24 protein-coding genes are annotated in these 25,909 nt (G+C 66.6%); 14 read left to right on the forward strand and 10 right to left on the reverse strand.

Translation table 11 applies throughout. The annotated features are described in order from the left end of the window. The first annotated feature begins 1 nt into the window (after position 1). The 4 genes from RhoFasB10_RS06245 (at position 2) to purF (ending at position 4,462) form a co-directional block, all read left to right on the forward strand. A complete protein-coding gene (locus RhoFasB10_RS06245) occupies positions 2 to 1,792 on the forward strand; it encodes an alpha/beta hydrolase (protein ID WP_167675616.1) in 1,791 nt (596 codons plus the stop codon). After that, a complete protein-coding gene (locus RhoFasB10_RS06250) occupies positions 1,789 to 2,367 on the forward strand; it encodes a CPBP family intramembrane glutamic endopeptidase (protein ID WP_068424922.1) in 579 nt (192 codons plus the stop codon). The genes RhoFasB10_RS06245 and RhoFasB10_RS06250 overlap by 4 nt, the downstream gene beginning before the upstream one ends. A 5-nt stretch (positions 2,368 to 2,372) precedes the next feature. Next, on the forward strand, positions 2,373 to 2,759 hold the full coding sequence (locus tag RhoFasB10_RS06255; RefSeq protein ID WP_068424920.1) for a sterol carrier family protein: 387 nt from the start codon (positions 2,373 to 2,375) through the stop codon (positions 2,757 to 2,759). A gap of 137 nt (positions 2,760 to 2,896) precedes the next feature. Then, a complete protein-coding gene (gene purF, locus RhoFasB10_RS06260) occupies positions 2,897 to 4,462 on the forward strand; it encodes an amidophosphoribosyltransferase (RefSeq protein WP_068424917.1) in 1,566 nt (521 codons plus the stop codon). A 63-nt stretch (positions 4,463 to 4,525) separates the two neighbouring features. Here purF and asnB read toward each other — a convergent pair whose 3' ends face one another. Further along, positions 4,526 to 6,343 carry an asparagine synthase (glutamine-hydrolyzing) gene (asnB, locus tag RhoFasB10_RS06265; RefSeq protein WP_084423699.1) on the reverse strand — a complete coding sequence of 606 codons (1,818 nt, stop codon included), beginning with the start codon at positions 6,341 to 6,343 and terminating at the stop codon, positions 4,526 to 4,528. Between the two features lie 181 nt (positions 6,344 to 6,524). Here asnB and purM point away from each other — a divergent pair, with 181 nt between their 5' ends. Next, positions 6,525 to 7,625 carry a phosphoribosylformylglycinamidine cyclo-ligase gene (gene purM / locus RhoFasB10_RS06270; RefSeq protein WP_068424914.1) on the forward strand — a complete coding sequence of 367 codons (1,101 nt, stop codon included), beginning with the start codon at positions 6,525 to 6,527 and terminating at the stop codon, positions 7,623 to 7,625. A 66-nt stretch (positions 7,626 to 7,691) separates the two neighbouring features. Here the strand turns inward: purM and RhoFasB10_RS06275 are convergent, their stop codons facing one another. From RhoFasB10_RS06275 to RhoFasB10_RS06285, 3 genes are all read right to left on the reverse strand, one after another. After that, positions 7,692 to 7,889 carry a DUF3073 domain-containing protein gene (locus tag RhoFasB10_RS06275; protein ID WP_084423698.1) on the reverse strand — a complete coding sequence of 66 codons (198 nt, stop codon included), beginning with the start codon at positions 7,887 to 7,889 and terminating at the stop codon, positions 7,692 to 7,694. A gap of 201 nt (positions 7,890 to 8,090) precedes the next feature. Then, a complete protein-coding gene (locus RhoFasB10_RS06280; RefSeq protein WP_068424910.1) occupies positions 8,091 to 8,729 on the reverse strand; it encodes an MOSC domain-containing protein in 639 nt (212 codons plus the stop codon). Then, complete coding sequence (locus RhoFasB10_RS06285) at positions 8,726 to 9,847, reverse strand: folate-binding protein YgfZ (protein ID WP_174551401.1); 1,122 nt, start codon at positions 9,845 to 9,847, stop codon at positions 8,726 to 8,728. Before RhoFasB10_RS06285 ends, RhoFasB10_RS06280 begins: the two co-directional genes overlap by 4 nt. 44 nt (positions 9,848 to 9,891) lie before the next feature. Here RhoFasB10_RS06285 and RhoFasB10_RS06290 point away from each other — a divergent pair, with 44 nt between their 5' ends. From RhoFasB10_RS06290 to cydC, 5 genes are all read left to right on the forward strand, one after another. Further along, positions 9,892 to 10,770, forward strand: coding sequence for an aminodeoxychorismate lyase (locus RhoFasB10_RS06290; RefSeq protein WP_068424904.1), 879 nt, complete (start codon positions 9,892 to 9,894; stop codon positions 10,768 to 10,770). A 98-nt stretch (positions 10,771 to 10,868) separates the two neighbouring features. Beyond that, entirely contained in the window at positions 10,869 to 12,320 is a 1,452-nt protein-coding gene (locus RhoFasB10_RS06295; RefSeq protein ID WP_167675618.1) for a cytochrome ubiquinol oxidase subunit I, read from the forward strand. Positions 12,321 to 12,330: 10 nt separating this feature from the next. After that, positions 12,331 to 13,404 carry a cytochrome d ubiquinol oxidase subunit II gene (gene cydB / locus RhoFasB10_RS06300; RefSeq protein ID WP_167675620.1) on the forward strand — a complete coding sequence of 358 codons (1,074 nt, stop codon included), beginning with the start codon at positions 12,331 to 12,333 and terminating at the stop codon, positions 13,402 to 13,404. Continuing rightward, a complete protein-coding gene (gene cydD, locus RhoFasB10_RS06305; RefSeq protein WP_167675622.1) occupies positions 13,401 to 15,071 on the forward strand; it encodes a thiol reductant ABC exporter subunit CydD in 1,671 nt (556 codons plus the stop codon). The genes cydB and cydD overlap by 4 nt, the downstream gene beginning before the upstream one ends. Before the next feature lie 19 nt (positions 15,072 to 15,090). Continuing rightward, positions 15,091 to 16,731: a thiol reductant ABC exporter subunit CydC gene (gene cydC, locus RhoFasB10_RS06310; RefSeq protein ID WP_240930931.1), complete on the forward strand. Its 1,641-nt coding sequence runs from the start codon at positions 15,091 to 15,093 to the stop codon at positions 16,729 to 16,731. Between the two features lie 311 nt (positions 16,732 to 17,042). Here the strand turns inward: cydC and RhoFasB10_RS06315 are convergent, their stop codons facing one another. Continuing rightward, positions 17,043 to 17,717, reverse strand: a complete 675-nt coding sequence (locus tag RhoFasB10_RS06315; RefSeq protein ID WP_068424889.1) for an FABP family protein — start codon at positions 17,715 to 17,717, stop codon at positions 17,043 to 17,045. Between the two features lie 327 nt (positions 17,718 to 18,044). On the opposite strand from RhoFasB10_RS06315, the gene RhoFasB10_RS06320 reads away from it, so the two are divergent. Further along, positions 18,045 to 19,517 (forward strand): cutinase family protein, encoded by a 1,473-nt coding sequence (locus tag RhoFasB10_RS06320; RefSeq protein WP_167675624.1) that lies wholly within the window; start codon positions 18,045 to 18,047, stop codon positions 19,515 to 19,517. 64 nt (positions 19,518 to 19,581) lie between these two features. Here RhoFasB10_RS06320 and RhoFasB10_RS06325 read toward each other — a convergent pair whose 3' ends face one another. From RhoFasB10_RS06325 to RhoFasB10_RS06345, 5 genes are all read right to left on the reverse strand, one after another. Then, a complete protein-coding gene (locus RhoFasB10_RS06325) occupies positions 19,582 to 19,887 on the reverse strand; it encodes a DUF1416 domain-containing protein (protein ID WP_068424883.1) in 306 nt (101 codons plus the stop codon). Positions 19,888 to 19,889: 2 nt separating this feature from the next. Beyond that, positions 19,890 to 20,726, reverse strand: coding sequence for a sulfurtransferase (locus tag RhoFasB10_RS06330; protein ID WP_068424880.1), 837 nt, complete (start codon positions 20,724 to 20,726; stop codon positions 19,890 to 19,892). Positions 20,727 to 20,776: 50 nt separating this feature from the next. Beyond that, positions 20,777 to 21,244 carry a DUF4395 domain-containing protein gene (locus RhoFasB10_RS06335; protein ID WP_068424877.1) on the reverse strand — a complete coding sequence of 156 codons (468 nt, stop codon included), beginning with the start codon at positions 21,242 to 21,244 and terminating at the stop codon, positions 20,777 to 20,779. 246 nt (positions 21,245 to 21,490) lie between these two features. Further along, entirely contained in the window at positions 21,491 to 21,907 is a 417-nt protein-coding gene (locus RhoFasB10_RS06340) for a thioredoxin family protein (protein WP_167675626.1), read from the reverse strand. Continuing rightward, a complete protein-coding gene (locus RhoFasB10_RS06345; RefSeq protein WP_167675627.1) occupies positions 21,904 to 22,683 on the reverse strand; it encodes an LmeA family phospholipid-binding protein in 780 nt (259 codons plus the stop codon). The genes RhoFasB10_RS06340 and RhoFasB10_RS06345 overlap by 4 nt, the downstream gene beginning before the upstream one ends. 166 nt (positions 22,684 to 22,849) lie before the next feature. Here RhoFasB10_RS06345 and RhoFasB10_RS06350 point away from each other — a divergent pair, with 166 nt between their 5' ends. The 3 genes from RhoFasB10_RS06350 to pstS all read left to right on the forward strand — a co-directional run bounded on the left by RhoFasB10_RS06350 (position 22,850) and on the right by pstS (position 25,834). Further along, the gene (locus tag RhoFasB10_RS06350) at positions 22,850 to 23,617 is read left to right on the forward strand and encodes a response regulator transcription factor (RefSeq protein ID WP_068426095.1); all 768 of its coding nucleotides are present in this window, start codon (positions 22,850 to 22,852) and stop codon (positions 23,615 to 23,617) included. Between the two features lie 5 nt (positions 23,618 to 23,622). Beyond that, positions 23,623 to 24,540, forward strand: coding sequence for a mycothiol synthase (gene mshD / locus RhoFasB10_RS06355; protein WP_167675629.1), 918 nt, complete (start codon positions 23,623 to 23,625; stop codon positions 24,538 to 24,540). Positions 24,541 to 24,736: 196 nt separating this feature from the next. Then, entirely contained in the window at positions 24,737 to 25,834 is a 1,098-nt protein-coding gene (gene pstS / locus RhoFasB10_RS06360) for a phosphate ABC transporter substrate-binding protein PstS (RefSeq protein WP_068424865.1), read from the forward strand. Positions 25,835 to 25,909 lie beyond the last annotated feature (75 nt).

The following is a 25,909-nucleotide window of genomic DNA, read 5'->3' on the forward strand; positions in this document are numbered from 1 at the left end:
CATGTCCGGGGGAGAGGCATCGGAGGGGACAGTCGACACGGTAGAGCGCGAGCACTCGCACTACCGTCTCCCGATCGAACTGTCGGTGCCCTCCCCGGACAAGCACCCCTTCGTCATGTGGCTGTGGGGGCTGCTGAAACTCGACTTCACCGGAATCGCGTTCGGCGCGTTGTTCTTCTGCTGGTCGCTGACGCCGTCGCTGCTGCCGCGCGATTGGCTGTTCCAGGGGCTGATCGGTGGTATCAACGCCGCCATCGGCTACGGCTTCGGCGTCGTCGTCGGGTGGGCGGTACGTCGGTGGTTCCTGGGCGGCAAGTCCTGGTGGCCTCTGCCGCGCAAGGTGGAGCTGTACGTCAAGTTCGCGATCGTTCCGATCGCGGTTCTCGCCTCGCTGTACATGCTGTATCTCTCGGCCGGTTGGCAGCGTGAGCTCGCCGCACTGATGGATGCCGAAGGCACGACGACGACCGGCTACTTTCGCACCGGCGCGTTGAGCATCGGCGTCGCCGCGCTGTTCATCTCCGGTATGCGCGTGCTCCGCGATTTGGTGCGCTTCGTGGCGCGTCAGGTCAACAAGATCGTCAAGATGCCGCGCGAGGTCGCCAACGTCATCGGCGTCGTCCTCGTCGTGGTTCTCGTCATCGCGCTCGTGCAGGGCGTCCTGCTGCGGGCGGTGTCCGACGTCACCAATTCCGTGTTCAGCCTGCAGAACAACGAAACTCGCGACGGCGCTGTCCAGCCCCTGCGGCCGGAACGGTCGGGTAGCCCGGTGTCGTTGGCGCCGTGGGACACCCTCGGATTCGAGGGCCGGAACTTCGTGTCCAGCGGACTGAGCGCGGACGAGATCTCCGACGGTCTCGGCCGGCCCGCGCTCGAGCCCATTCGTGCGTACGCGGGCCTCGAGACCGCGGACACCCAGGACGAACGTCTCGACATCGTCGTCCGGGAGCTCGAACGGACCGGCGCGTTCCAGCGGCAGGCGCTGGTCGTCGTGCCGACGACCGGGACGGGCTGGGTCAACCCGACGGCGATCGAAGCCGAGGAGCTCATGTTCGCCGGCGACGTCGCTACCGTCGCCGCGCAGTACTCGTATCTGCCGAGTTGGATCTCGTTCCTCGCCGAGCGCGACAAGGCCGCCGAGGCCGGCAAGGCCTTGATCGACAAGGTTCGCCAGCGCTGGCTTCAAGAGCCCGAGGCGACGCGTCCCCGGCTGTACGTCTACGGCGAGAGCCTCGGCACGCAGGCGGGCGAAGGTGCGTTCGACGGCCTTGCCGAGATCCGCGACAGCGTCGACGGCGTGTTGTGGGTCGGCCCGCCCAACGCGAACCGGTTGTGGTCGCAATTCGTGACGCGACGCGATCCCGGCACGCCCGAAGTGCGCCCGGTCTACGCCGACGGCCTCGTCGTGCGGTTCGCCGACAACTCCAGCGGCATCCCGCCGGAATCGGAACCGTGGCTCAGTCCGCGGGTTCTCTACGTGCAGCACGCGTCCGATCCGGTGGTGTGGTGGTCGCCCGACCTGCTGTTCGAACGCCCGGACTGGCTCGCCGAAGCGCCGGGGCCGGACCGTCTACCGGACATGCGGTGGTTCCCGATCGTCACGTTCTGGCAGGTCGCGGCCGACCTCACCAATGCGGCAGGCGTCCCGGACGGACACGGCCACAACTACGGAACCCTCGTCCTCGACGGCTGGGTATCGGTCGCCGCGCCCGAGGGCTGGACGGCCGAGGACACCGAGAAGGTCCGCGCGGTCATGGACAAGTTCGCCGGCCGCGACGGTCCGGAGAAGTGAGGGCCGTCCTCCTGGGGGCCGCGACGACGGCCTGGAGCACGGTCGTCGTGCCTGCGCTGGGTCTGTCGCCCCGCCGTCGGGCCGTGGTGAACGCGGCGTTCGGGGTATCGCTGGCTGCCGTCACCCGATCACCCCTCGGGCCGTGGCGCGCGGGACTGCGATGGGGGCTCGCGGCTGCTGCCGTTCCTGTCACCGGTGCTGCGGTCGTCGCGGCGGTACCCGCCCTCGCCGCGAACGTCAGGCCGTCGGACGACGACCTCGCCGAGTGGATCCTCTTTCGCATCCCCGTCGGAACCGTCGTCGCCGAGGAGTTGATCTTTCGCGGAGTGTTCGACGCGGTGGCACCGCGATGGTCGCCGATCTTCTTCGGCCTCTGGCACATTCATCCGGCCCGTGCGGCGGGCGACTCCGTTCTCGGAACCATTGCCGCCACCTCTGCCGCGGGCGTGCTGTTCTCGTGGCTGCGCCGTCGTAGTGGCAGTGTGCTCGCGCCGGCGTTGCTGCACTACGCGATCAACGCGTCGGGAGCGGTGTCGGCCGTGCGCGCGCGTCGCTACGACACGGAATTAGGCTGAACGACGTGGCTCCGACGAAAACCGTGACCCCCGAACAGGTCCGCACCGCCGTGCTGGCCGTCGCCGACTGGGTGCGCGACGGGTCCCTGGACAAGCCCCCGCGGGCAGCGCTTGCCGACGCCGTCCGCACCACCGCGAGGACGCTGGCCCAGGTGGCGCCGGGATCGAGCGTCGAGGTGCGGGTGCCGCCCTTCGTCGCGGTGCAGTGCATCACCGGCCCGCGGCACACGCGGGGGACGCCGCCCAACGTCGTCGAGACCGACGCACGGACCTGGCTCGAGATCGCGCTGGGGGTCCGGTCGTTCGACGACGCCCTCCGCGACGGGGCGATCAGTGCGTCGGGGAGCAGGGCGTCCGAGGTAGGGCACTGGTTGCCGATCCTGCGTGCCTGAACGCCCCCGAGGTGGACAGCGGGTGACGACAAAGTGCTCGGTTCGGGAATGGCGCAGGGCCGTCGATGCGTTGACATGTCTCGCGTGCCCGTAGACTGGGCACGGCCCCCCGCCCCATCCCCCAAGGGAGCAGTGCTGTGACCTCTGCCGATTTGTCGGTCGACAGTCCAAATCTTCTGGTAGGCAAGCCCCTCGACGAACCCGAGAACGAGCCTCGAGAAGAGTGCGGCGTATTCGGAGTCTGGGCTCCGGGGGAGGATGTGGCCAAGCTCTCGTATTACGGGCTCTATGCGCTGCAGCACCGCGGCCAGGAAGCTGCGGGCATCGCGGTCTCCGACGGTTCCCAGGTCCTGGTGTTCAAGGATCTCGGTCTCGTCAGCCAGGTCTTCGACGAGCAGACCCTCGGCGCCATGCCGGGGCATGTCGCCGTCGGACACTGCCGCTATTCGACCAGTGGCTCGGTCACCTGGGAGAACGCGCAGCCGATCTTCCGCACCACGACCGCGGGCACGGGCATCGCGCTCGGCCACAACGGCAACCTCGTCAACTTCGCGGACCTCGCCTCGCGGGCTCGCGAGGAAGGCCTCATCAGCGATCGCCTGCAGGGCAACGGGACGTCGGACTCCGACGTCGTGACCGCGCTGCTCGCGCACAAGGCGGCCGACCGCACGATCGAGCAGGCCGCGATGGAACTGCTGCCCACGCTGAAGGGCGCGTTCTGTCTCACGTTCATGGACGAGCACACGCTGTACGCGGCTCGTGACCCGCACGGTATCCGCCCGCTGTCGCTCGGACGTCTCGATCGCGGTTGGGTCGTGGCCAGCGAGACGGCCGCGCTCGACATCGTCGGTGCCGCGTTCGTGCGTGACATCGAGCCGGGCGAGCTGCTGGCGATCGACGCCGACGGTGTCCGCTCGTCGCGGTTCGCGGCCCCCGAGCCCAAGGGCTGCGTGTTCGAGTACGTCTACCTCGCGCGTCCCGACAGCGTCATCGGCGGGCGTTCGGTCCACTCGACGCGCGTCGAGATCGGGCGTCGCCTGGCACAGGAACATCCCGCGGAGGGCGACCTGGTGATCCCGGTACCCGAGTCGGGTACACCTGCCGCGGTCGGCTTCGCGCAGGGCTCGGGCATCCCGTACGGCCAGGGTCTGATGAAGAACGCGTATGTCGGGCGCACCTTCATTCAGCCGTCGCAGACCATCCGTCAGCTCGGTATTCGCCTCAAACTGAATCCTCTCAAAGAGGTCATTCGGGGCAAAAGGCTTGTCGTGGTGGACGATTCGATCGTTCGCGGCAACACCCAGCGTGCGCTCATCCGCATGCTGCGCGAAGCAGGTGCACTCGAGATCCACGTCCGCATCGCGTCGCCGCCGGTTCGCTGGCCATGCTTCTACGGCATCGACTTCGCGTCGCCCGCCGAGTTGATCGCGAACGGCGTCGACGCCGAGGACGGCATTCTCGAAGGCGTGCGCCAGGCCATCGGAGCCGACTCCCTCGGATACATCTCGACCGAGGGCATGATCGCGGCCTCCGAGCAGCCGGAGTCGCGTCTGTGCACGGCATGCTTCACCGGCAAGTACCCGATCAAGCTGCCCGCCGACAACGCGCTGGGCAAGCATGTCCTGGAAGGTCTGCTGGCGACGGCTGCCGGCCAGCCCGTCGACGGCGACAACGCGAACGTGAGTGCACTGAGCAGGCCCTGACACCTGCCGTGCGTGGGAATACGTAGAGGGCTATACATTCCCACGCACGGTCGGCGGAGCCGCTTACAGGCTGATCGTATGGTCGGCCAACCAGGAATTGATGCCGACGACTCGCTCCGCCGCGTGACGGGCATGCACATCGTCCTGCGCCCCGAGGAGCTTCTCGACCTCCGTCCGGTCCAGAAGGGCGCCGACGGGTGCGTTCGAATCGTCCAGCACCGCACCGAGTTCCTGAAGAATCGTCTTCGCGTAGTGCGGATCCTGTGTGCTCGGATACGGGCTCTTGACGCGCTGCACCACCGACTGCGGCAGTAGATCCGCCGTCGCTGCCCGCAACAGGCTCTTCTCTCGACCGTCGAACGTCTTGAAGGCCCATGGCGTCCCGAACACGTACTGCACCAGTCGGTGATCGCAGAACGGCACGCGAACCTCGAGGCCGACGGCCATGCTCATCCGGTCCTTGCGTTCGAGGAGCAACGGCAGAAAACGCGTCAGGTACAGGTAGGAGATCTGCCGCATCCGCGCCTCCAACCCCACATCGCCCGTGCGCGTGGGCACCTCGGCGAGTGCGCGACGGTACTGCGCCTCGTAGTAGGAGTCCATGTCCAGTTGCGCGCGAACATCGGGCGCGAACGCAGCCATCGTGTCGCGTCCCTGGGCCATACCGCCTGCGAGCCACGGGAACGTATCGGCGGCAACGACTTTCGGATCGTGGAAGTCGGCGTAACCGCCGAAGACCTCGTCGGCGGACTCACCCGAGAGTGCGACCGTCGACTGCTCCCGCACCGCTCGGAACAACAGGTAGAGCGATGTGTCCATGTCGCCGAGACCCGGGTAGTCACGGGCGGCCAAGACCGCGGCGCGGTGCGCGGGATCGAGCAGGTCGTCGTTGCCGAGGACGATGTCGCGATGATCGGCGGCCACGTGGTCGGCGACATCGCGGACGAATTGCGTGTCGGGCGCGTCGCGAAGTCCGTCGGCGACGAAATTGTCTGCGTAGCCGACGAAGTCGACGGCGAACGATCGCACCGCTCCCTTGTCCGCCGCAGCCAACTGCTGTGCTGCGAGAGCCGTCAGCGCCGACGAGTCGAGTCCGCCCGACAGCAACGTGCACAGCGGTACGTCGGCGATCAACTGGCGAGAGGCTGTGTCGTCCAACAACTCTCGAACGGTGGCGATCGTCGTGTCGAGGTCGTCGGTGTGCTCGTGGTCGTCGAGGCCCCAGTACCGTACTTCCCGAAGCCCGTGCGCGGACACGCGGACGACGTGGCCCGGCGGTACCTCCTTCATGCCGTCGAACACCGCGTTCGACGGGTCGGCCACGAAGCCGAGCAGCCGGCGGAGGCCGTCGACACCGACGTTCTTCGATGCGAGGGGATTGGCGAGAATCGCCTTCGGTTCGGAGCCGAACAGGACGCCGTCCTCGGTTTCCAGGTAGTAGAGCGGTTTGACGCCGAGGCGGTCACGAACGAGGAGAAGTTCCTGCGTGCGCGAGTCCCACAGCGCGTACGCGAACATCCCGTTGAGATGTTCGACGGCGCCCTGGCCCCATTCCTCGTGTGCGTGCAGAACGACCTCGGTGTCGCTGTTCGTGGTGAAGGTGTCGGGGAGCGACCGACGCAGTTCCCGGAAGTTGTAGGTTTCGCCGCTGTAGACGATGACGGCCTCGGAGCCGTCCGGTCGCGTCAGCGTCATGGGTTGGTGACCGCCGGGGATGTCGATGATCGCGAGGCGTCGGTGGCCGAGCGCGGCATGTTCGGCCGTCCACAGGCCCTCGTCGTCGGGGCCCCTCCGGCTCATCGTGTCCGTCATCGCACGCAGTGTCCCGGTTTCGTTCCGTAGGTCGCGTCCGTAGGACACCCACCCCGTGATTCCGCACATGTTCTGCCTCCCAGTTCGTGGTCCGAAGACCGCTCGGACGATGCAGCATGAACGTTACGCCCGCTAACTAAGTTTTTCGAGGACCAGCGAGTGCGCCCACCGAAGACCGGCTCCGGTACCGTTAGTGCGCAACTGTGCGCGTCACCGCGCAACCGAATTACGAATACAAGGCTGGAGCCGCATGACCGAGGATTCCCGACCACCCCACGCAGCATCTTCGGGCGGTGCTTCCTACGCCGCGGCAGGCGTCGACATCGAAGCAGGTGACCGCGCGGTCGAACTCTTCGCACCACTTGCCAAGAAGGCTTCGCGACCCGAGGTCATGGGTGGCCTCGGTGGATTCGCGGGCCTCTTCTCGCTGAAGGGCGACTACCGCGAGCCGATCCTCGCCGCCTCGACCGACGGCGTCGGCACCAAGATCGCCGTCGCGCAGGCGCTCGGAAAGCACGACACCGTCGGCCTGGACCTCGTGGCGATGGTCGTCGACGACCTGGTCGTCTGTGGCGCGGAACCGCTGTTCCTGCAGGACTACATCGCGGTCGGCCGCGTCGTGCCCGAGATGGTCGCGGAACTCGTCAAGGGCATCGCAGAAGGCTGCGTCATCGCCGGCTGCGCCCTGCTCGGCGGCGAGACGGCCGAGCACCCGGGACTGATGGCCGACGGCGACTACGACCTGTCCGCGACAGGCGTCGGCGTCGTCGAGGCCGATGCGGTGCTCGGACCCGATCGTGTGCGTCCCGGTGACGTCGTCATCGCGATGGGATCGTCCGGTCTGCACTCCAACGGTTACTCGCTGGCCCGCAAGGTCCTGCTCGAGATCAACCACATGGACCTGGGTGGACACGTCGAGGAATTCGGTCGCACGCTCGGTGAGGAACTGCTCGAGCCGACGAAGATCTACGCCAAGGACTGCCTCGCGCTCGCCGCGGAGACCGACGTGCGCACGTTCTGCCACGTCACCGGTGGCGGACTGGCCAACAACCTCGCCCGCGTCATGCCTGCCGGTCTCGTCGCCGAACTGGACCGCGCGACGTGGAGCCCGGCGCCGGTGTTCTCGCTCATCGCGCAGCGCGGACGAGTCGAGCGTGCAGAGATGGAACAGACGTTCAACATGGGCGTCGGAATGGTCGCCATCGTCGCACCCGAGGACGTGGACCGTGCTCTTGCCGTGCTGACGGCACGCCACATCGACTGCTGGACTCTGGGAACCGTCAAGAAGTCGACGGACAAGTCGGAGACCGTCGAGCGTGCGCACCTGGTGGGCAACCACCCGCGTTTCTGAGAAACGACGAGAACAAGTGAGGGGGAGCCGCAGTGCGGCTCCCCCTCACTTGTCATGTATCGCTGTTCAGCGTCGCCAGTCCTCGTACTCGTCTTCCTCGACTCGGGAATATCCATCCGAGTCCGAGGTGATGCCGCCACGATGGGAGTTGGACGAATGACCGGAGAGCTCTCTTTGCAGACTCTCCAAGTCGGTTGTCGGCGAGCTGTACTTCAGCTCACGAGCGACCTTTGTCTGCTTTGCCTTAGCCCTGCCTCGGCCCATGGCGTTGCCCCCTCGCGGACTTGCGGGGCGGCCTGGGGAAATTTGGGCGCCCCGTTAGATTTGGTATTTCTTCCTGGCACACACTCTAGCGCGCGAATGGCTCAGATGCTCATACGGACTCCGTATGGCGCCTGTTCGCTTCATCTCAGAATGTGTCTGCACGGTAACTACCAGCATAAACGTCGTGAGGCCGGGTAAGGATCACGATTTGGATCCGACGCCCAATGCCGCTCTGACGTCGCGTTCGACCTTCGTCGCAAGGTTCGGCGACTCCAGAAGTCGCGTCAGGCCGTCGACATCGGTGCCCTCGAAGAGGTGTCTCACCGTGACGCCGTGTGCAGGCACGTCCTCGACGACGACCGCGTCACCTGCAGTCAACACGCCGGTCTCGATCACCCTCAGATACGCGCCGACGTCACCGCGTTCGGTGAACCGTCGGACCCAACGGGGCTCGTCGACCCACCGGGCGAAGGTGCCGCACGGGCGCCTGGGAATGGTCACTTCGAGCAGCGTCGTGCCGACCCGCCACCGCGATCCGATCACGGCGTCGGTGACGGCCACGCCCGACGTCCGCAGGTTCTCGCCGAACCAGCCGGCCGGGACGTCGCGATTCAGTTCCGACGCCCAGCGCGCGGCCTCGCTCTCGTCGTACGCGTAGAGGGCCTGATCGCCGCCACCGTGGAACTTCGTGTCACGGCTGTAGTCACCCGACAGACCGTGCTCCCCGACGTCGACGGGGCCGACTGCGGGCCGTTTGTCGATCGCCGAATCCACGACTGCGCGACGCCCGAAGGGAACGTCCGCGTGCACGACGCAGACGGCTTCGATCCGGCCGGTCATCGGCCGCGAAGGCGATCGACGGCCGCACGGCCTGCCTGTACGTCGTCGTAACTGGGCACCGAGTCGGGATCGATCGACGCGGCACACGGGCCCGCGACGAGTTCGGTGTCCACGGGAATGGTGCGCTTGAGAAGCGCGAGAGCGATCGGGCCCAATTCGAAGTGATCGACGACGGTACCCAGACGTCCGACGGCTCGCCCTCCGGCAGTGACGTCGTCGCCGGTGACGGGACGCCCGTCGGCGGACCCGTCGAGATGCAGCAACACGAGATGGCGAGGTGGCCGGCCGAGATTGTGGACGCGCGCGACGGTCTCCTGCCCGCGATAGCAGCCCTTGTCCAGATGCACCGCGCCGTGCTCGGTGACACCGCCGATCCAGCGCACCTCGTGCGGGATCGTCTTCTCGTCGGTGTCCATCCCGATCCTGGGGCGTAGCGATTCGACGCGCAGCGCGTCGAACGTCCACGTGCCGGCCGGGGTGGCACCCGCGTCGCGCAACGACGTGAACCAGGTCGTCGACGAGGCCCGGGGGACCAGCAGGTCGAACGCGTTCTCGCCCGGCCACGGCATGCGGCGCACGAACCCGCCGCCGTCGAGGGCGACCGCGTCGTAGATGCCGTCCGGGACAGGTGCACCGACGGCCTCGAGCACCGTGGCGGCAGTAGGACCCAGGAGGCTCAGGACGGCCAGTTCGCTGCCGTCGCGTGGTTCGGCCTTGGACCAGAACACCATCTTCTTCAAGAACGCGAGCAACGCCGGTCCCGAGGCGGCCTCGGTGTCGATCCAGGTGACGCCGTCCAGGTCGGTCTGCACGAAGTGATGCTCGACGCGGCCGTTGACGTCGAGAGACAGATTTTCGGCGGAGGTGCCGTCGGCCAGGGTCTTCACGAGCTGACTGGAGATGGTGTCGAGCCAGGTCAACCGTTCGTCGCCCGCGATGGCGATGACGAAGCGGTGTGATCGATCGACGACGGCCGCGCCTGTCGCCGCGTCGCGTTGCTCGCCGAACGGGTTGCCGTAGTGCCACGCCACAGCATGGTCGGGCGAATCTTCGGGAGAAGGCACTGCGTCGGGGAGAGTGAGCAGAGGGCTCGGTGGGATCGCGACGGTATCGGACACGTTCTCCATAGTAGGAGCACGACCCGCGTGGCTAAGCTGCCTCCATGTCGGAACGCGTAGTAGTCACCCTCGACGGGCAAGTTCACGACGCGGACGCTCCGCTTCTGTGTGCCGACGACCTCGCGGTCGTTCGAGGGGACGGAATATTCGAAACACTCCTCGTGCGCGGCGGGGCGCCCTGTGGCGTCGAAGCCCATCTGGCCAGGTTGACGGCGTCGGCAGCGGCACTCGACCTGCCCGCACCCGACCTCGACGAGTGGCGTCTGCTCGTCGCGCAGGCCGTCGACGAATGGTCGTCGCTGTCCACGGACGAAGGTGCGCTGCGGCTGGTGCTGAGCCGTGGCCGCGAGAGCGGCGGCGACCCGACAGGTTTCGCGACTGTCGGCCCCGTGCACGCGCGGGTGGCGAAAGCTCGCTCGGAGGGGGTGTCCGCGATCACCCTCGCGCGCGGCTATTCGGTGGATTTCGCGGCCGACGCCCCGTGGCAGTTGATGGGCGCCAAGACGCTGTCGTACGCGACGAACATGGCGGCTCTACGGCACGCGGCCCGCATGGGTGCCGACGACGTCGTCTACACGAGCAGCGAAGGACGCGTTCTCGAGGGCCCGCGGTCGACCGTCGTGCTCGCGCGCGGTAAGACTCTCGTCACACCGCCGGCCGAGCACGGCATCCTCGCGGGTACCACCGTCGACGCGTTGTTTCGGGTCGCGGAGGGCAAGGGGTTCACCTGCGAGCGGGCGGATGTCTACCCCGCGGATCTCGTTGCGGCCGATGGTGTTTGGCTCGTCTCGTCCATCACGCTCGCGGCTCGTGTCGTGACGCTGAACGGAGTGAAACTGGGTGTCCCGGAGATCGCCGAGGACGTCCGTTCCATGGTCGACACGGCCGTCGAAACGGCCGACGCCGAGGCCGCCGACTCTTGAGCTACTACTACGCGTAGTAGTACATTCGAACTCGCTGCGGCAAGCCTCTTGTGCAGCGGCAACAGCGTTGTTGCCCTCCCGCGAGTTCGGAGTTGCTCATGGACGCCTTGGACGTCTCGAGGTGGCAGTTCGGAATCACGACTGTCTACCACTTCATCCTTGTTCCGCTGACCATCGGTCTGGCGCCCATCGTTGCCGCGATGCAGACGATGTGGGTCGTCACCAAGAAGGATTCCTGGTATCGGCTCACCAAGTTCTTCGGCAAGCTGTTCCTGATCAACTTCGCGCTGGGCGTCGCTACCGGCATCGTCCAGGAGTTCCAGTTCGGAATGAACTGGAGTGAGTACTCTCGCTTCGTCGGCGACGTGTTCGGTGCGCCACTCGCGCTCGAAGGTCTGGTCGCGTTCTTCCTCGAATCCACGTTCCTCGGACTGTGGATCTTCGGCTGGGGCAGGTTGCCCAAAGTGGTTCACCTGGCGACGATCTGGCTCGTCGCGATCGGTGTCAACGCTTCCGCTTTCTTCATCATCGCCGCGAACTCGTGGATGCAGCATCCCGTCGGGGCGATCTACAACCCCGAGACCGGTCGCGCCGAACTGACGAGTATCTGGGAGCTGCTGACCAACAGCACGGCGCTCGCCGCATTCCCGCACGCGGTGGCAGGCGCATTCCTGACCGCGGCGACGTTCGTCGCAGGCATCTCGGGGTGGTGGATGGTCCGCGAGGCGCGTAAGAATCGAGACGTCGACTCGCGGAACATGTTCCGTCCTGCGGCGCGGATGTCGTTCGTCGTCATGATCGTTGCGGGCGTTGCGCTCGCCGTCACCGGCGACGTCCAGGGCAAGCTCATGTTCGAGCAGCAGCCGATGAAGATGGCGTCGGCGGAATCGTTGTGCAACACCGAAACCGGTGCATCGTTCTCGTTGCTGACCGTCGGCACGCACAACAACTGCGAATCCGTCGAACATCTCATCTCGATCCCCGGCCTGACCTCGTTCCTCGCCGAAAACGACTTCGGCGCAACAGTTCAGGGAGTCAACCAGTTGCAGGAGCAGTACGAGCAACAATTCGGACCGGGCAACTACCGTCCGAATCTGTTCGTCACGTACTGGGCGTTCCGCATGATGATCGGCCTGGCGGCCGGTTCTGCGCTCCTCGCCCTGGCGGGCCTGTGGGTCACCCGCGGCGGTCGCGTTCCGAACCAGACGTGGTTCTCGTGGCTCAGCCTGGCTGCGATCCCGACGCCGTTCCTCGCCAACAGCGCAGGGTGGATCTTCACCGAGATGGGGCGCCAACCCTGGGTCGTCGCACCGAACCTGAACGGGATCGACCAGATTCGGTTGACCGTCGACCAGGGTGTGTCGGATCATCCGGTCTCGCTGGTGATCGCGTCGCTCACTACCTTCACACTGCTGTACGCCGCGCTCGGCTGCGTGTGGTTCTTCCTGATCAGGCGCTACGTTCTCGAAGGCCCGCTCGAGCACGACGCCCACCCGCACGCCGTCGACGAGTCCGACGCCGACACCGCCCAGCTTTCGTTCGCGTACTAGGGAGACGATCATGGGACTTCAGGAATTCTGGTTCGTCGCAATCGCAGTACTGTTCGTCGGCTACTTCGTCCTCGAAGGCTTCGACTTCGGAGTGGGAATGCTCATGCCGATTTTCGGCCGGGAGGGGAGCCTGCGGAACGACCCATCGAGGCGACATGCCGATCCCGAGGTGGGGGAGAAGCGGCGTCGCGCGGTCCTGAACACCATCGGACCGGTGTGGGACGGCAACGAGGTCTGGCTCATCACGGCAGGCGGGGCGTTGTTCGCGGCGTTCCCCGAGTGGTACGCAACGCTGTTCAGCGGCTTCTACCTTCCGCTGTTGCTCATCCTCGTCGCGTTGATTCTGCGAATCTGCGCGATCGAGTACCGCGGCAAGATCGACGACCCGGTGTGGCGACGTCGGTGCGACCTCGGCATCGGAATCGGTTCGTGGGTGCCGTCGATCCTGTGGGGCGTCGCGTTCGCGAACATCGTCGACGGGGTGGCCATCGACGAGAACAAGAAGGTCACGGCCGGGTTCTTCGACCTGCTGTCGCCGTACGCACTTCTCGGTGGGGCGACGATGGCCCTGGTGTTCGCGCTGCACGGTGCCGTCTTCATCGCTCTGAAGACGTCGGGTGACGTCCGCGAGGACGCAGTGAAGATGGCTGTGCGACTGTCGGTTCCGGCCGTCGTCGTCGGCGGCGGATTCGCTCTGTGGACACAGCTGGCTCACGGCAAGAGTTGGACGTGGATCATGGTCGCGATCGCCGCGGTCTCGCTGATCGCCGTCGTCGCACTCACCGCCCGCGTCCGAGAGGGCTGGGCCTTCGTCTTCACGACGGTGGCCGTCGTCGCCGTGGTGGTCCTGTTGTTCGGCTCGCTGTTCCCTTTCGTGATGCCTTCGACGACGGACCCGAGCTTCAGCTTGACCATCGCCAACGCGTCGTCGAGCCCGTACACGTTGAAGGTGATGACCTGGGCGGCAGCATTCGTGGCTCCCGTCGTCATCGGTTACCAGGCGTGGACGTACTGGGTCTTCCGCAAGCGAATCTCCACCGCACACATCCCGGAGTCGATCGGACTGACGGTCAGGCCGCGATGACCACCACCGAGAAGCCGTCGCGCGGCCCGATCGACCCGCGATTGTGGCGATACTCGAAGTCTGCGCGCCGGTATCTCGTTCTGACAGTTCTGTTCTCGATCGTCGACACCGCAGGCATCATCGTGTCGGCGGTGATGATCGGCGAGGTCCTCGCAGGCGTCATCACCACCGATGCGCGGTCCATCGCGGAGTGGTCGACCCAGTTGTGGATCCTGTTCGGCGCCATCGTCGTTCGCGTTGCGGCGACCTGGTTGCAGTCGCGCTACGGGCACCGTGCGGCGTCGCGCGTCGTCGAGGAACTGGAGAACGACGTCGTCCGCACTGCGTCCCTCGGCGATCCCCGCGTGCTCGCATCGGAGCGCAACGATGTCGCGACGGTCGCGACGCGGGCGCTCGGCGGCCTCGCGCCGTACCTGACGGGCTACGTGCCGTCGTTGATCCTGGCGGGAACGTTGACACCGGCGACGTTGCTGGTCATCCTGTTTCAGGATCTGACGTCGGCCCTGATCATCGTGTTCACGCTTCCTCTCATCCCGATCTTCATGATCCTGATCGGGCTGCTGACGAAGGGGCGGGCGGAGAAGACGCTCGTGTCGATGACGCGTCTGTCCTCGCAATTGCTGGATCTGATCGCCGGACTTCCCACGCTGCGAGCGCTCGGCCGTGAGCGTGGACCAGCGGAACGCATCAGGGCACTCGGCGACGCACACCGTCGGGCGACGATGCGAGCGCTACGTATCGCGTTCCTGTCCTCGATGGTGCTGGAACTGCTTGCGACACTGTGTGTTGCGCTCGTCGCCGTCAGCATCGGACTGCGGCTGGTGTTCGGTGACATGGCGCTCGAAGCAGGCATCATCGCACTCGTGTTGGCCCCCGAGGTGTACGTGCCGCTGCGACGGGTCGGCGCGCAGTTCCACGCCGCGGAAGACGGTGTGGCGGCATCGGTGAAGGCGTTCGCCGTGCTCGATCGGGCACCTGCGCGGCAGGCAGGAACGCGTGCGATCGATGCGGCAGGCGCGACGATCACCCTGACCGGCATCTCGGCCGACGCGCGGGATCGGTCGGCGCCGCACGACCTGAACGCGTCGTTCCGTCCCGGGGCCGTGACGGTGCTCGCCGGCCCGAACGGATCCGGCAAATCGACTGCGTTGCACGTGATTCTGGGTCTCACGACGCCGTCGTCCGGTCACGTCACGATCGGCGACGTCGATCTCGCGGAGTTGGACAGCCCCTCGTGGTGGAGTCAGGTCGCGTGGCTGCCGCAGCATCCGGTGATCCTGCCGGGGACACTGGACGACAATCTCGCTCTCACCGGTGCGCGTCCGGATCCGGAAGTGCTCCGACTGGCATGCATCGCAACGGGATTCGACACGGTGCTGGGCGAACTGCCGTCGGGATGGGACACGGTCGTCGGGACCGGTGGCCTCGGTCTGTCGCTGGGGCAGCGCCAACGGCTGGCCCTGACACGGGTACTGACGTCGTCGGCGCCCGTCGTTCTGCTCGACGAGCCGACCGCGCACCTCGACGCCGACAGCGAACGAACAGTGCTCGCGTCGGTGCGCCGGCTCGCGGCACAGGGAAGAACCGTCGTGATGGTGGGACACCGGCGCGCAGTGCTGGACTCCGCCGACGTCGTGGTGGAGGTGACGTCCGATAAGCTTCCGTGACCTGCGTCGGGCAACGTCGTTGCTCGAACTCGAGCCGAAGCGCGTTGCACTGTCGGTGGCGGCAGGCGTCGCCACCCTCGGCAGCGCCCTGACGCTCGCGGCGGTCTCCGCGTGGCTCATCACCCGCGCCTGGCAGATGCCGCCGGTACTGGACCTGACCGTCGCCGTCGTCGCGGTGCGAGCCCTCGGCATCTCGCGAGGGGTGTTCCGCTACCTCGAACGGCTCGCGACGCACGACACGGCCCTGCGGGGCACGACGGCGGCGCGCACACGGCTCTACGAGCGTCTGGCGTCCGGGCAGCCTGCCGCTGCGGCAGGGCTTCGCCGTGGAGATCTGATGACGCGTACCGGCGCCGACGTGGACGTGCTCGGTGACGTCGTCGTCAAGGCCGTCGTTCCGATTCTGGTGTCGACGATCCTGATGGTGGCGGCCGTCGTACTGCTCGGGTTCGTGTCGATCGGCGCCGCAGCGATCCTGTTCGGTGTGTTGGTGATCGCCGGAGTGCTGGCGCCGATACTGGCTGCGAGATCGGCGTCGATCCACGAGTCCGAGGGCGTCCGTTCGCGTTCGGAATTCGCCGAAGCCGCCGTGCGTGCGCTCGACCACGGTGCCGAGCTCCGAGTCGCGGGACGCCTGACCGAGACGCTCGACGAGATGTCGGCCGCCAACCGGCGTGCAGTCCGCGCGAAGGACCGCGCGGCGACGTCCGGAGCATTCGCCGACGCGGCGCTCCCGCTGTCGATCGGCGCGTCCGTGCTGGGGTCGCTGCTCGTCGGTATCGGACTGTACGGTCCCAGCGGCGGCGCCCCGGGCGGGATGACGCCGATGGCCCTCGCGATCATCGTGCTGGTCCCGCTGGCGGCGTTCGAGGCGACGTCGGCGCTGCCTGCCGCGGCGACGGCCCTGACCCGAGCACGGCTGTCGGCGTCGCGCATCGTGGCGCTGCTCGACGACGCAGGCCGACCTGCGCAGGCATTCGGGTCATTCCTTCAGACTCCACTGCAGCAGCTCGATGGGCTTCAGAACCGCGTCGGTGCCGTCGGGCTGCACTGCGGCTGGCCAGAATCGACCGTCGTCACGCGACAGATCGATCTCGACCTTCCCGCGGGCAGCCGCGTCGCCGTCGTCGGTCCGAGCGGCGCGGGTAAGACGACGTTGCTGATGACGCTGGCGGGACTCCTCCCACCCGTCGCGGGACGCGTCGACGCCGCGGGGGCCGTGTTCTTCGCCGAGGACGCGCACTTGTTCGAGACGACCATCCTGGAGAACCTGCGGGTCGTTCGAGGGGACGTCGACGCGGACACTGCACGTGCGGTGCTGGACAAGGTCGGACTGCGACAGTGGATCGACAGCGTGCCCGACGGCGTCGACACGGTGCTCGCCGGAGGCGCCGACGCAGTCTCCGGTGGCCAACGTCGTCGCATCCTGCTGGCGAGGGCTCTGTTGTCCGAGGCCCCGGTCCTGCTGCTCGACGAGCCCACCGAGCACCTCGACGACCAAGGCGGGGCACAGCTGCTGCGGGCGTTGCTGGACGCGCGGTCCGGGCTCGTCGATCCGGAACGCACCGTGGTGCTGGTCACGCACCAGTTGCCCGAGAGAACCGGCGCTGACCTGGTCGTCGACCTGTCCGACGCTACGCAGGATCCGGCGCTCGAATAATCCTTTGCCGAGCAACGAATCTCCGCGTACTTTGTTGAGTACACGAGAGAGGAGGTGGTCTGAAGTTGAAGAACTCTAGGACGCGTGAGGTGGCTGCCAGCTAGCCGCTGTCGCTGACGGATTCACCCCCGCGCACGCGGCGAGCGAATCCACGGCAGTTACCCGGCCCCCGAGCCCCCGGTCCGTCCGACCGGGACCTGCACCAGCAGGTACGGCTCGGGGGCTGTTCCGCTTCGTGGGCCGACATACGACACTGCCGCACGCTCACAACCGACATTTTCGGTGTGAACGCGCGGCAGGGTTGTACGAAGTCAGCCGATGTAACGGGAGAGGCGAGCGGAGAGGCGCGGCGTGAGTTCGCCGTCGGCGCCGATGCGCTCTTCGACGTAGGCGAGATCTGCACCCTCGACGATGCCGTACAGACGCTTGGCGCCGCCGACGAGTGCGCCGGACGTCGAGCGAATGACCACATCGGTGGCCAGTTCCCACGACGACTGGTTGAGTGCGTGGCCGTAGTACAGCTCGACGACGCCGGTGCTGTGCGTCAGCAGCAGTTCCAGAACTTCCTCGTTCTCGCTGCCCTTGACGCCGTCGCCGCCGCTCACGCGCCAGAATCCGGCCTCACGAAGGTCGGGATGGGCGTAGTTGCCGTCGGAGTCGAGTCGCCAGGAGCGTGATTCCCACCCCAGGTACGGGCCACCGTCGTGCGAGACGACGATCTGCTGACCGAACGCGTACTCGACGCCGGATTCCGGATCGCGGCCCTCGCCCTCGCCGCGCCACACACCGACGAGCGGGAGCAGCGCGAGCAGCGCAGGGTTCAGATCCGGGCCCAACCGTAGGTTGGCGGTGTCGTCCGGGTGCGGCAGATCGGGCAGCGTCGGGATGTTGCGCGTCGACGTCGACGCGAACTTCTCGGCTGCCTCGGCGATCGCCTCGTTGCCCGACCGAGTCTCGTCCGGCTGGTCGGCGGCGCGATCACTCACGATTCGTCGGTGACCAAGCGGTAGACGACGTACAGCGAGAACGCGATGATGGCGACTGCGGCGAGCGCCAGGAGGACCTCGAAGAAGATGACCACGACGCCAGTTTAGACCCAGGGTTCTTCTCGGTCGCAGAGCGGTCCCGCGCGGACACACGCAATAGTGTCTTTTCCCAACGATCGGCCACGCGGTTTATCGGTTGGCCCTCGATTAGCTCGTAATCTCGTTCGGCACGGTACCTTTCCCTCGTGGCGTCGGGCCCGGGGTGTGAAATGCCCGGCGCTACTGGTGTGTTCGAGTGTTTCGAATTCTGGGGAAGGACCTGAATCCATGCGTCGCCGATTGCGTGCAGGCTCGTTGCTGTCTGCGTCCGTGGCACTTGCCGCGGTTGTGCTTCTAGTGGCCCCACCAGCAGTTTCGGCTGCTCCGGACTCGGGTTCGGCCGACAGCGGTTCGTCCGGCACCGGTTCCTCGGACGAACCGAACATCGACCCGAACAACTACGCGCAGGACTGCCCGGACGTGCTGATGCTCGCGGTGTCCGGCGCCACGGACTCGGACTCCGACCGTGATCCGCTCAACGAGGAGCCCCGATCGGTGGCGTCGAACTGGGTGGGAAACGTCACACTCCCTGTCGGCCAGGTCAATGCGGGAAGTCCCGGCAGCGTGGGCTGGCTCTACGTGCCGTACCCGTCGACGTACGGGCTCGGGGTGCTGAACGACGTCGAGACGTACCAGCAGTCCGTCGCCGACGGGGTGGCGTCGACCAACCGCCTGCTCGACGAGTACAAGACCAAGTGCGGCGACGCGACGAAGTTCGTGCTCCTCGGCTACAGCGTCGGCGGCGAGGTCGTCGAACGGGTGGCCGTCGAACTCGGACACCGTGATTCGAACGCGTCGGTGACCGGCGACGACATCGCAGGCGTCGTGATGATCGGCGCGCCGTACCGTCCTGCGGGCGCGCCCAACTTCGACGAACCCGGCCCGTCCGGTGGCGGCTTCCAGGCGCAGGCGCCGAGGGACTACGGCACTCTTCGGGACAAGGTGACATGGTCGTGCCGTCCGTACGACCTCGCATGCGACGCCCCGGACAACATCCTGGCGTTGAATCTCGCTCTCGGAGTGCTCGGCCAGATGCGGTTCACCGTCCTGAACCCCGTCCAGACCGTCGCGGACTTCGGACGCACGGTCGCGAACATCGCGACCAGGGCCATCATCGACATCGCCACGAACAAGAACTGGCTCGAATCCGACGAGACACTGCTCGAAGTTCTGCTGAAGGTGTCCGACCAGACCTACCGTGTCGACGAAGGCGCTGCCGTCGACGCGCTCAGCCCGGATCAGCTTCTCGCGGACCTGAATTGGGCCATGGGGCCCGGAGTCGAGACGGTCAGGAACAAGCTGCGGGCAGAAGGTGAAGGCCTCGTCGAGAACAACAAGGGAATCGTCGACGTCGTCGTCGAGCCGTACATCTTCATCGGCTTCCTCCAGCACCTCCTCTACTGGAACAACAATCCGAACGACGGACGCGAGTGGGAGAGCGAGAAGATCGTCGCGTGGGTGACGGATCTGGCGAAGACCGAGCGGGATCGGAAGGCAGCGGAGAGCGCCGCACCGGCCGATGCAGCCCCCGAACCCCGACCGGAGGCAAACCCCGTGCCCGCGCCCGCGCCCATGCCCGCGCTCGTTCCCGAGCCCGGCACGGTCACCCGGGACAGCGATCTCGGAGCGTTTCTCGATTCGCTCGGCGTCGTCGTACCGGAGGGCGTCTTCCCGCCGCAGAACGCCCGGACCCAGGAGTAGGACGGCGAAGCCGCAAAAGCCCCACACCTTTCGAGAAGGTGTGGGGCTTTTGATGTTTCGAGGATCAGACTCCGACGGTCACGTTCGCCGAGTGGATGCCTGCGCTCTCGGGGGCGATGTCTGCCTGTCCGTTGCCGGACGAGGACAGCGCGCGCAGCGTCCAGTTGCCGGGAGCCGCGAAGAAGCGGAAGTCGCCGGTTCCGGATGCCACGACCTCGGCCGTGAACTCTCCGGTGCCGTCGAGCAGACGCACGAACGCGCCGCCGACGGGCTCACCGTCGGACGCGAGAACGCGGCCGGTGATGACCGTCTCCTTCTCGACGTCGACGCCTGCGGGAATGGTCTGGCCCTGTACGGGTGCTCCACACATGATCAGTGAACCTCCAACTCGATGGGTGCTCCGACGAGCGAGCCGTATTCGACCCAGCTTCCGTCGTAGTTCTTGACGTCCGACTTTCCGAGCAGCTCCTTGAGCACGAACCAGGTGTGGCTCGAACGCTCGCCGATGCGGCAGTAGGCGATGGTCGCCTTGTCCTCGTCGTAGCCCTTTTCCTTGTAGAGGGCTTCGAGGGCGTCGTCGTCCTTGAAGGTGCCGTCCTCGTTCGCGGTGGTGCTCCACGGGATGTTGATGGCGCCGGGGACGTGTCCACGCTGCTGCGCCTGCTCCTGCGGAAGGTGTGCGGGAGCGAGGATCTTGCCGGAGAACTCGTCGGGCGAACGCACGTCGACGAGGTTCTTGTTACCGATGGCGTCGATGACCTCGTCGCGGAATGCGCGGATCGACAGGTCGGGAGCCTCGGCGCGGTACTGCGTGGTCTCGCGGGTGACGACGTCCTTCGACAGGGGACGACCGTCGAGTTCCCACTTCTTGCGACCGCCGTCGATCAGCTTGACGTCCTTGTGGCCGTACAGCTTGAAGTACCAGTAGGCGTAGGCGGCGAACCAGTTGTTGTTGCCGCCGTACAGAACGACGGTGTCGTCGTTCGAGATGCCCTTGGCCGACAGCAGGTCGGAGAACTGGTCCTGGTTCAGGAAGTCGCGGCGAACGGCATCCTGGAGGTCCTTGCGCCAGTCGAGCTTCACTGCGCCCTCGATGTGACCGCCGTCGTAGGCGCTTGCGTCTTCGTCGACCTCGACGAAGACGGTCTTCGGGGCGTTCAGGTTCTGCTCGGCCCAGTCGGCAGAGACCAGGACGTCGGAGCGAGCCATGGGTTTCCTTTCGATCTTTCTTTACTTCGGTCGGTGGGGGGGTCGAGCGGTCAGGCACTGGAGGATTGTGTCCGCAGTCGTGCCACGAAGGGGTAGATCTGACAGCCGAGGCAGATCGCGAACGCCGCGTTCAACAAGGCGGCGACGAGAGCGAATCCGGTTGCGACGGTACCGAGTACGGGCACGCCGGCAACGAAGCCGACGACGCCGACGGCTGCGAAGACGAAGCCGACGAGCTGTGCGAACTTCAGGGGCGCAACGGGCTCGCGCTCGGTGGTGGGTGAGAGGCGTGGCGCGATCGCAGCGGCGAACACGCGGCCGTACGGACTACGGCGCGGGCCGACAGCGGCCCCGATCGCGAAGACGACGGCTTGCGCTGCGAGCAGGATCGCAGCGACCGTCACGTCGACGGTGGACAGGACGAGGACAGCGGCGAGAACCACCGTGGTGATCCAGGCGGCGAACCGTGGACCACGAACGTCGACCTGGTCGACGGTGGAACGGATATCGGAAGACATGGTGTGTGCGTGCTCCAGCGTTCGTTGACAAACGGACGATCTGCAGGACCCGCGAACGACGGTTCGCAGTGGTCATCTCGAACTTCGGGCCAGGGCGCGACGGCGCCCCAGGGTTCGGACGATCAGCGGCAGCGACAGCAACAACCGCCCAGTCGGCACAGATCTACCGTGCGTCGACTGGTGAGCAACAGCTCCTGGCGGTGGGACACAGGAGAGGATTCTAGCGGAGAACGCGACCGGTCGAAACTACAGGTGGAGCAGGGCGGATCGCAGCGATGCCGCCGTCGGGACGCCGGGAATGCGGGCGCGTTGCGCCAGTTCGCGATCCAGCACGAACGTCGTCGGCAGCGACAGCACCCCGAGCTCTCGCGCGAGCTCGGGATGGTCGTCGATATCCACCTCGAGATCCACCGGCCCGTCCGTGTCCGCGAGAACTTGCCCGACGACGCGGCGCACCGCGGCGCACGGCCCGCACCACTCCGCGGAGAAGTGCAGGACCGTCGGTGCGCCCGGCCTGGCACCGGCGCTCTCGAGGAGAGTGTGCAGCTCCTGAGGGACGGTGGCGCCGGACGTGTCGATCACGCGTCCGGACCGGTGGCGAATCGCCAGTCCGAGCGACACCGCAACGATCACCGCGATGACGAGGACTGTGATTCCCGTCATGGTGCGTCGATCTGGTCGAGGTCGATCGTCGTGTTCTCCGCGGTGCCCTCGATGACGATCTGCGAGCCTTCGGCGTACACGTCGGTCGGCAGCACTCCGAACGGCAGGGTCTGGCGATCGATGGTCTTGGTGAACAGACCGAGCACGGCAGGCTTGACGACATCGGGGATGGAGAAGTCGGCGCTGCCTTCGGGTCCGAAGTAGAAGTCGCTCGCGACGATGTCGACGCTGTCGCCGTCGAGGATGAGGTCCGCCTGGACGCTGACCTCCGTCTCGATCGGCCCGACGGGCACGGTGCCGGTCAGAACGACACCGCCGTTGGTCGTCATACCGGAGCCGCCCGAACCGCCCGTTCCATCCGACTTGTCGGCCGGGGGAGCGGATACCTGCAGGTCGACGATGCCCAGGAACCGGCCGAGGTCGGTCGCCTCGATGCGGACCCGCCCGTCCAGTTCGTCGACCGGGACGGTGCGGACCGAGCCGTCGACCAGGTCCGACAGCGGAATCGAGACGCCGCGCAGGTTCGCCTCGATGGTCGTCGCGCGCACGTAGTCGTTCGGTACGTCCTGTGCCCTGATCTCGACGTTTCGATAGTGGCCGTCGACGGCCTGCGTCAGGAACGGGAATCCGTGCACGGTCACCTGTGGATCCGACGGCAGGTCGCCGCCCTGGCGGATGGCACGCGAGACTCGATACTCCGAATAGGCGGCCACCCCGAAGTCGACGACGAGGGCGAGCGCCACGAGGCTCACGAGACCGATGATGAGTTTCCGCATTCGACCATTGTGACCGACGAATCGGTCGGTGCGTCGAACGGAGGTAGCCGCGGGCACGCTAGTCTGAACCCCTGAACAAGCAGCTCACTCCGTCTTGGGTGAGCTGGTGACCTGACACGTCGACTCGATGCGATCTCGGCACGACAGCGGCAAGAATGGAGGCGGTGTGGAGCTTCTGCTTCTGACCTCCGATCCCAATCCGGAGGCTGTTCTACCGTCGCTCGCGCTTCTGGCGCATCACGTGCGGCCCGCCCCCACCGAGGTGTCGTCGCTTCTCGAGGCAGGCTCGGCGGACATCGCGGTCGTCGATGCGCGGACCGATCTCGCGGCGGCGCGCGGGCTGTGCAGGCTGCTCGGCAGCACCGGCTCCGCGATCCCGGTCGTCGCGGTGCTGACCGAAGGCGGCCTCGTCGCGGTCAACTCGGAATGGGGTCTCGACGACATCCTGCTCCCCGGTACGGGACCGGCGGAACTCGACGCCCGGCTCCGGCTGCTGGCCGGTCGATCCGGTGGCGTCGCGAGCCCGGAAGCGTCGGGCAAGATCACCCTCGGTGAGCTCGTCATCGACGAGGGCACCTACACCGCCCGCCTGCGCGGGCGTCCGCTCGATCTCACGTACAAGGAGTTCGAGCTGCTCAAGTACCTCGCGCAGCATGCGGGTCGCGTCTTCACGCGCGCGCAGCTGCTGCAGGAGGTCTGGGGCTACGACTTCTTCGGCGGCACCCGAACCGTCGACGTGCATGTGCGACGCCTCCGCGCCAAACTCGGTAGCGAGTACGAGTCGCTCATCGGGACCGTCCGGAACGTGGGATACAAGGCCGTCCGGCCGAGCAGGAAAGGCGGACCGGTCGCGCCGGACGCCGACACCACCGGCGACGATTTCGCCGACGGTGACGACATCGAATTCAGCTCCACCAACGGAAGTACTGCGTAGAGAACATGACTGTGTCGTTCGACATCGCCAAGGCCGAGTTCGCGTCGATCACCGAGGCCATGGCCGAGGACATCCTCGCGATCGTCTCCCGCGCAACGGTGGCCGACGGCACCGCTCCGATCTCGGAGCAGGCGGTCAAGGCCGTCACGGCCGACGGCGATTCCGTCCACCTCGTCGCGACGGACGGAGCGACGGTCGTCGGCTACGCGGGTGTCGTCCCGTCGAACGAGAATGCGCCCGCGATGGCGGAGGTCGTCGTCGACCCGACGTTCCGAGGTCGGGGGATCGGTCGCATGCTCGTCGAACGTGCCCTCACCGAAGGTGGCGACGACGCACGGGTCTGGGCGCACGGCAATCTGGCGCCCGCGCGCGCCGTCGCGTCGAACCTCGGGCTGGAGGTGGCGAGAGAGCTGCTGCAGATGCGTCGCCCGCTCGCCGCGCCGGAATTGCCCGATGTCGTTGTGCCCGAAGGGGTTTCGCTGCGCACCTATCGCGGCCATCAGGACGACGCGGAGCTCCTTCGCGTCAACAATGCGGCGTTCTCGTGGCACCCCGAACAAGGTGGCTGGACCGACAAGGACATCGCTGAGCGCCGTGACGGGGCGTGGTTCGATCCGGCGGGCGTGTTTCTCGCGTTCGAGGAAGGTACCGACACCCTCCTCGGATTCCACTGGACCAAGGTTCATCCCGCCGAGGGTGACGAGGCCGAGATCGGCGAGGTCTACGTCGTCGGGATCGACCCCGCTGCGCAGGGACGTGGTCTCGGACGCGTCCTGACGCTCGCCGGACTGCACTATCTGAAGAATCGGCAGCTCGACGACGTGCTGCTGTACGTCGAAGCGGACAACGCGGCGGCCGTGCACACCTACGAGCGCCTCGGTTTCGATCGATTTCACGTCGACGCGGCTTACGCACGCGGGTAGAACCGGACATTCGGCCCAGCTGTTCATCTTCCGTTCACCGAGCTGGGGGTAACCGTCCACCGTCTCCCCCTACCTTCTCATCTGGGCGGCCCCAGAGCGGCCCGGTGCGAGGTTCCACGTGGCCGGCACCTTCCCATCACGTAGAGGTCGGCCCGACCTCTGGCGTGGAACGGCTCGAGATCCTCGGAGGAAACAGGTGAAGCTCAAGCGCAGCGCGTCTCTCGTAGGCGCAGTCGCAGTCGGCGCCATGCTGCTGACTGCATGCGGCAGCGACGCGAACGTCGAATCGGCCGCAGGCACGGATTCGGCAGCAACGTGCGAGGGCAAGTCCCCGCTGACGGGTGAAGGCTCTTCCGCTCAGCAGAACGCAATGTCCAACTTCACGTCGATCTACTCCGGCGTCTGCTCCGGACAGGCCGTCGAGTACACGACCAGTGGTTCCGGTAACGGCCGCACCCAGTTCGTCGCAGGCCTCGTCGACTTCGCCGGCTCCGACTCGACCATCAAGGACGAGCAGGCTGCTCAGGCTGCCGAGCGTTGCGAAGGCAACCCGGCGTGGAACCTTCCGCTCGTGTTCGGCCCGATCGCCGTCGCCTACAACCTCGACGGCGTCGACAACCTGGTCGTCACCCCGGAGATCGCGGCTCGCATCTTCAACGGCCAGATCACCACGTGGAACGACCCGGCCATCGCCGCGGCGAACGAGGGCGCGACCCTGCCGTCCACCCCGATCACGCCGATCTACCGCTCCGACTCGTCGGGCACCAGCGACAACTTCCAGCGATTCCTGTCCGCCGCTGCTCCCGAGGCGTGGACCCTCGACCACAGCTCCGACTGGGCCGGTGGCGTCGGTGAGGGCGCGAACGGTTCGTCGGGCGTCGCACAGGCCGTCGCGGCAACCCCCGGCTCGATCACCTACGTCGAGAAGGGCTTCGCCGAGCAGGAGAGCCTGGGAATGGCGTCGGTCGACTTCGGCAACGGACCGGTCGAGCTGAGCAGCGAGACCGCAGGCGCGGCCATCGACACCGCCACCTTCTCCGGTGAGGGCAACGACCTCGCCATCGACATCGACGCTCTGTACGCGAGTGACGCTGCCGACAGCTACCCGCTGGTTCTGGCAACCTACGAGATCGTCTGCTCGGCGGGCTACGACGCCGACACCTCGGCCGCAGTCAAGTCGTTCCTGCTCAGCGCAGCCAACGAAGGACAGGAAGGCCTCGAAGCCGCCGGATACGTTCCGCTGCCCGAGTCCTTCAAGGAACGTCTGGTCACTGCGATCAACGCCATCGCCTGATTCAATGAGACGAGAGCCTGCTTCGACGCCACGGCACATCATGTGCCGTGGCGTCGGGTAGGACCCCGTCGTCTG

The organism is Rhodococcus sp. B10 (genome assembly GCF_011770055.1).
GTDB lineage: Bacteria > Actinomycetota > Actinomycetes > Mycobacteriales > Mycobacteriaceae > Rhodococcoides > Rhodococcoides kyotonensis_B.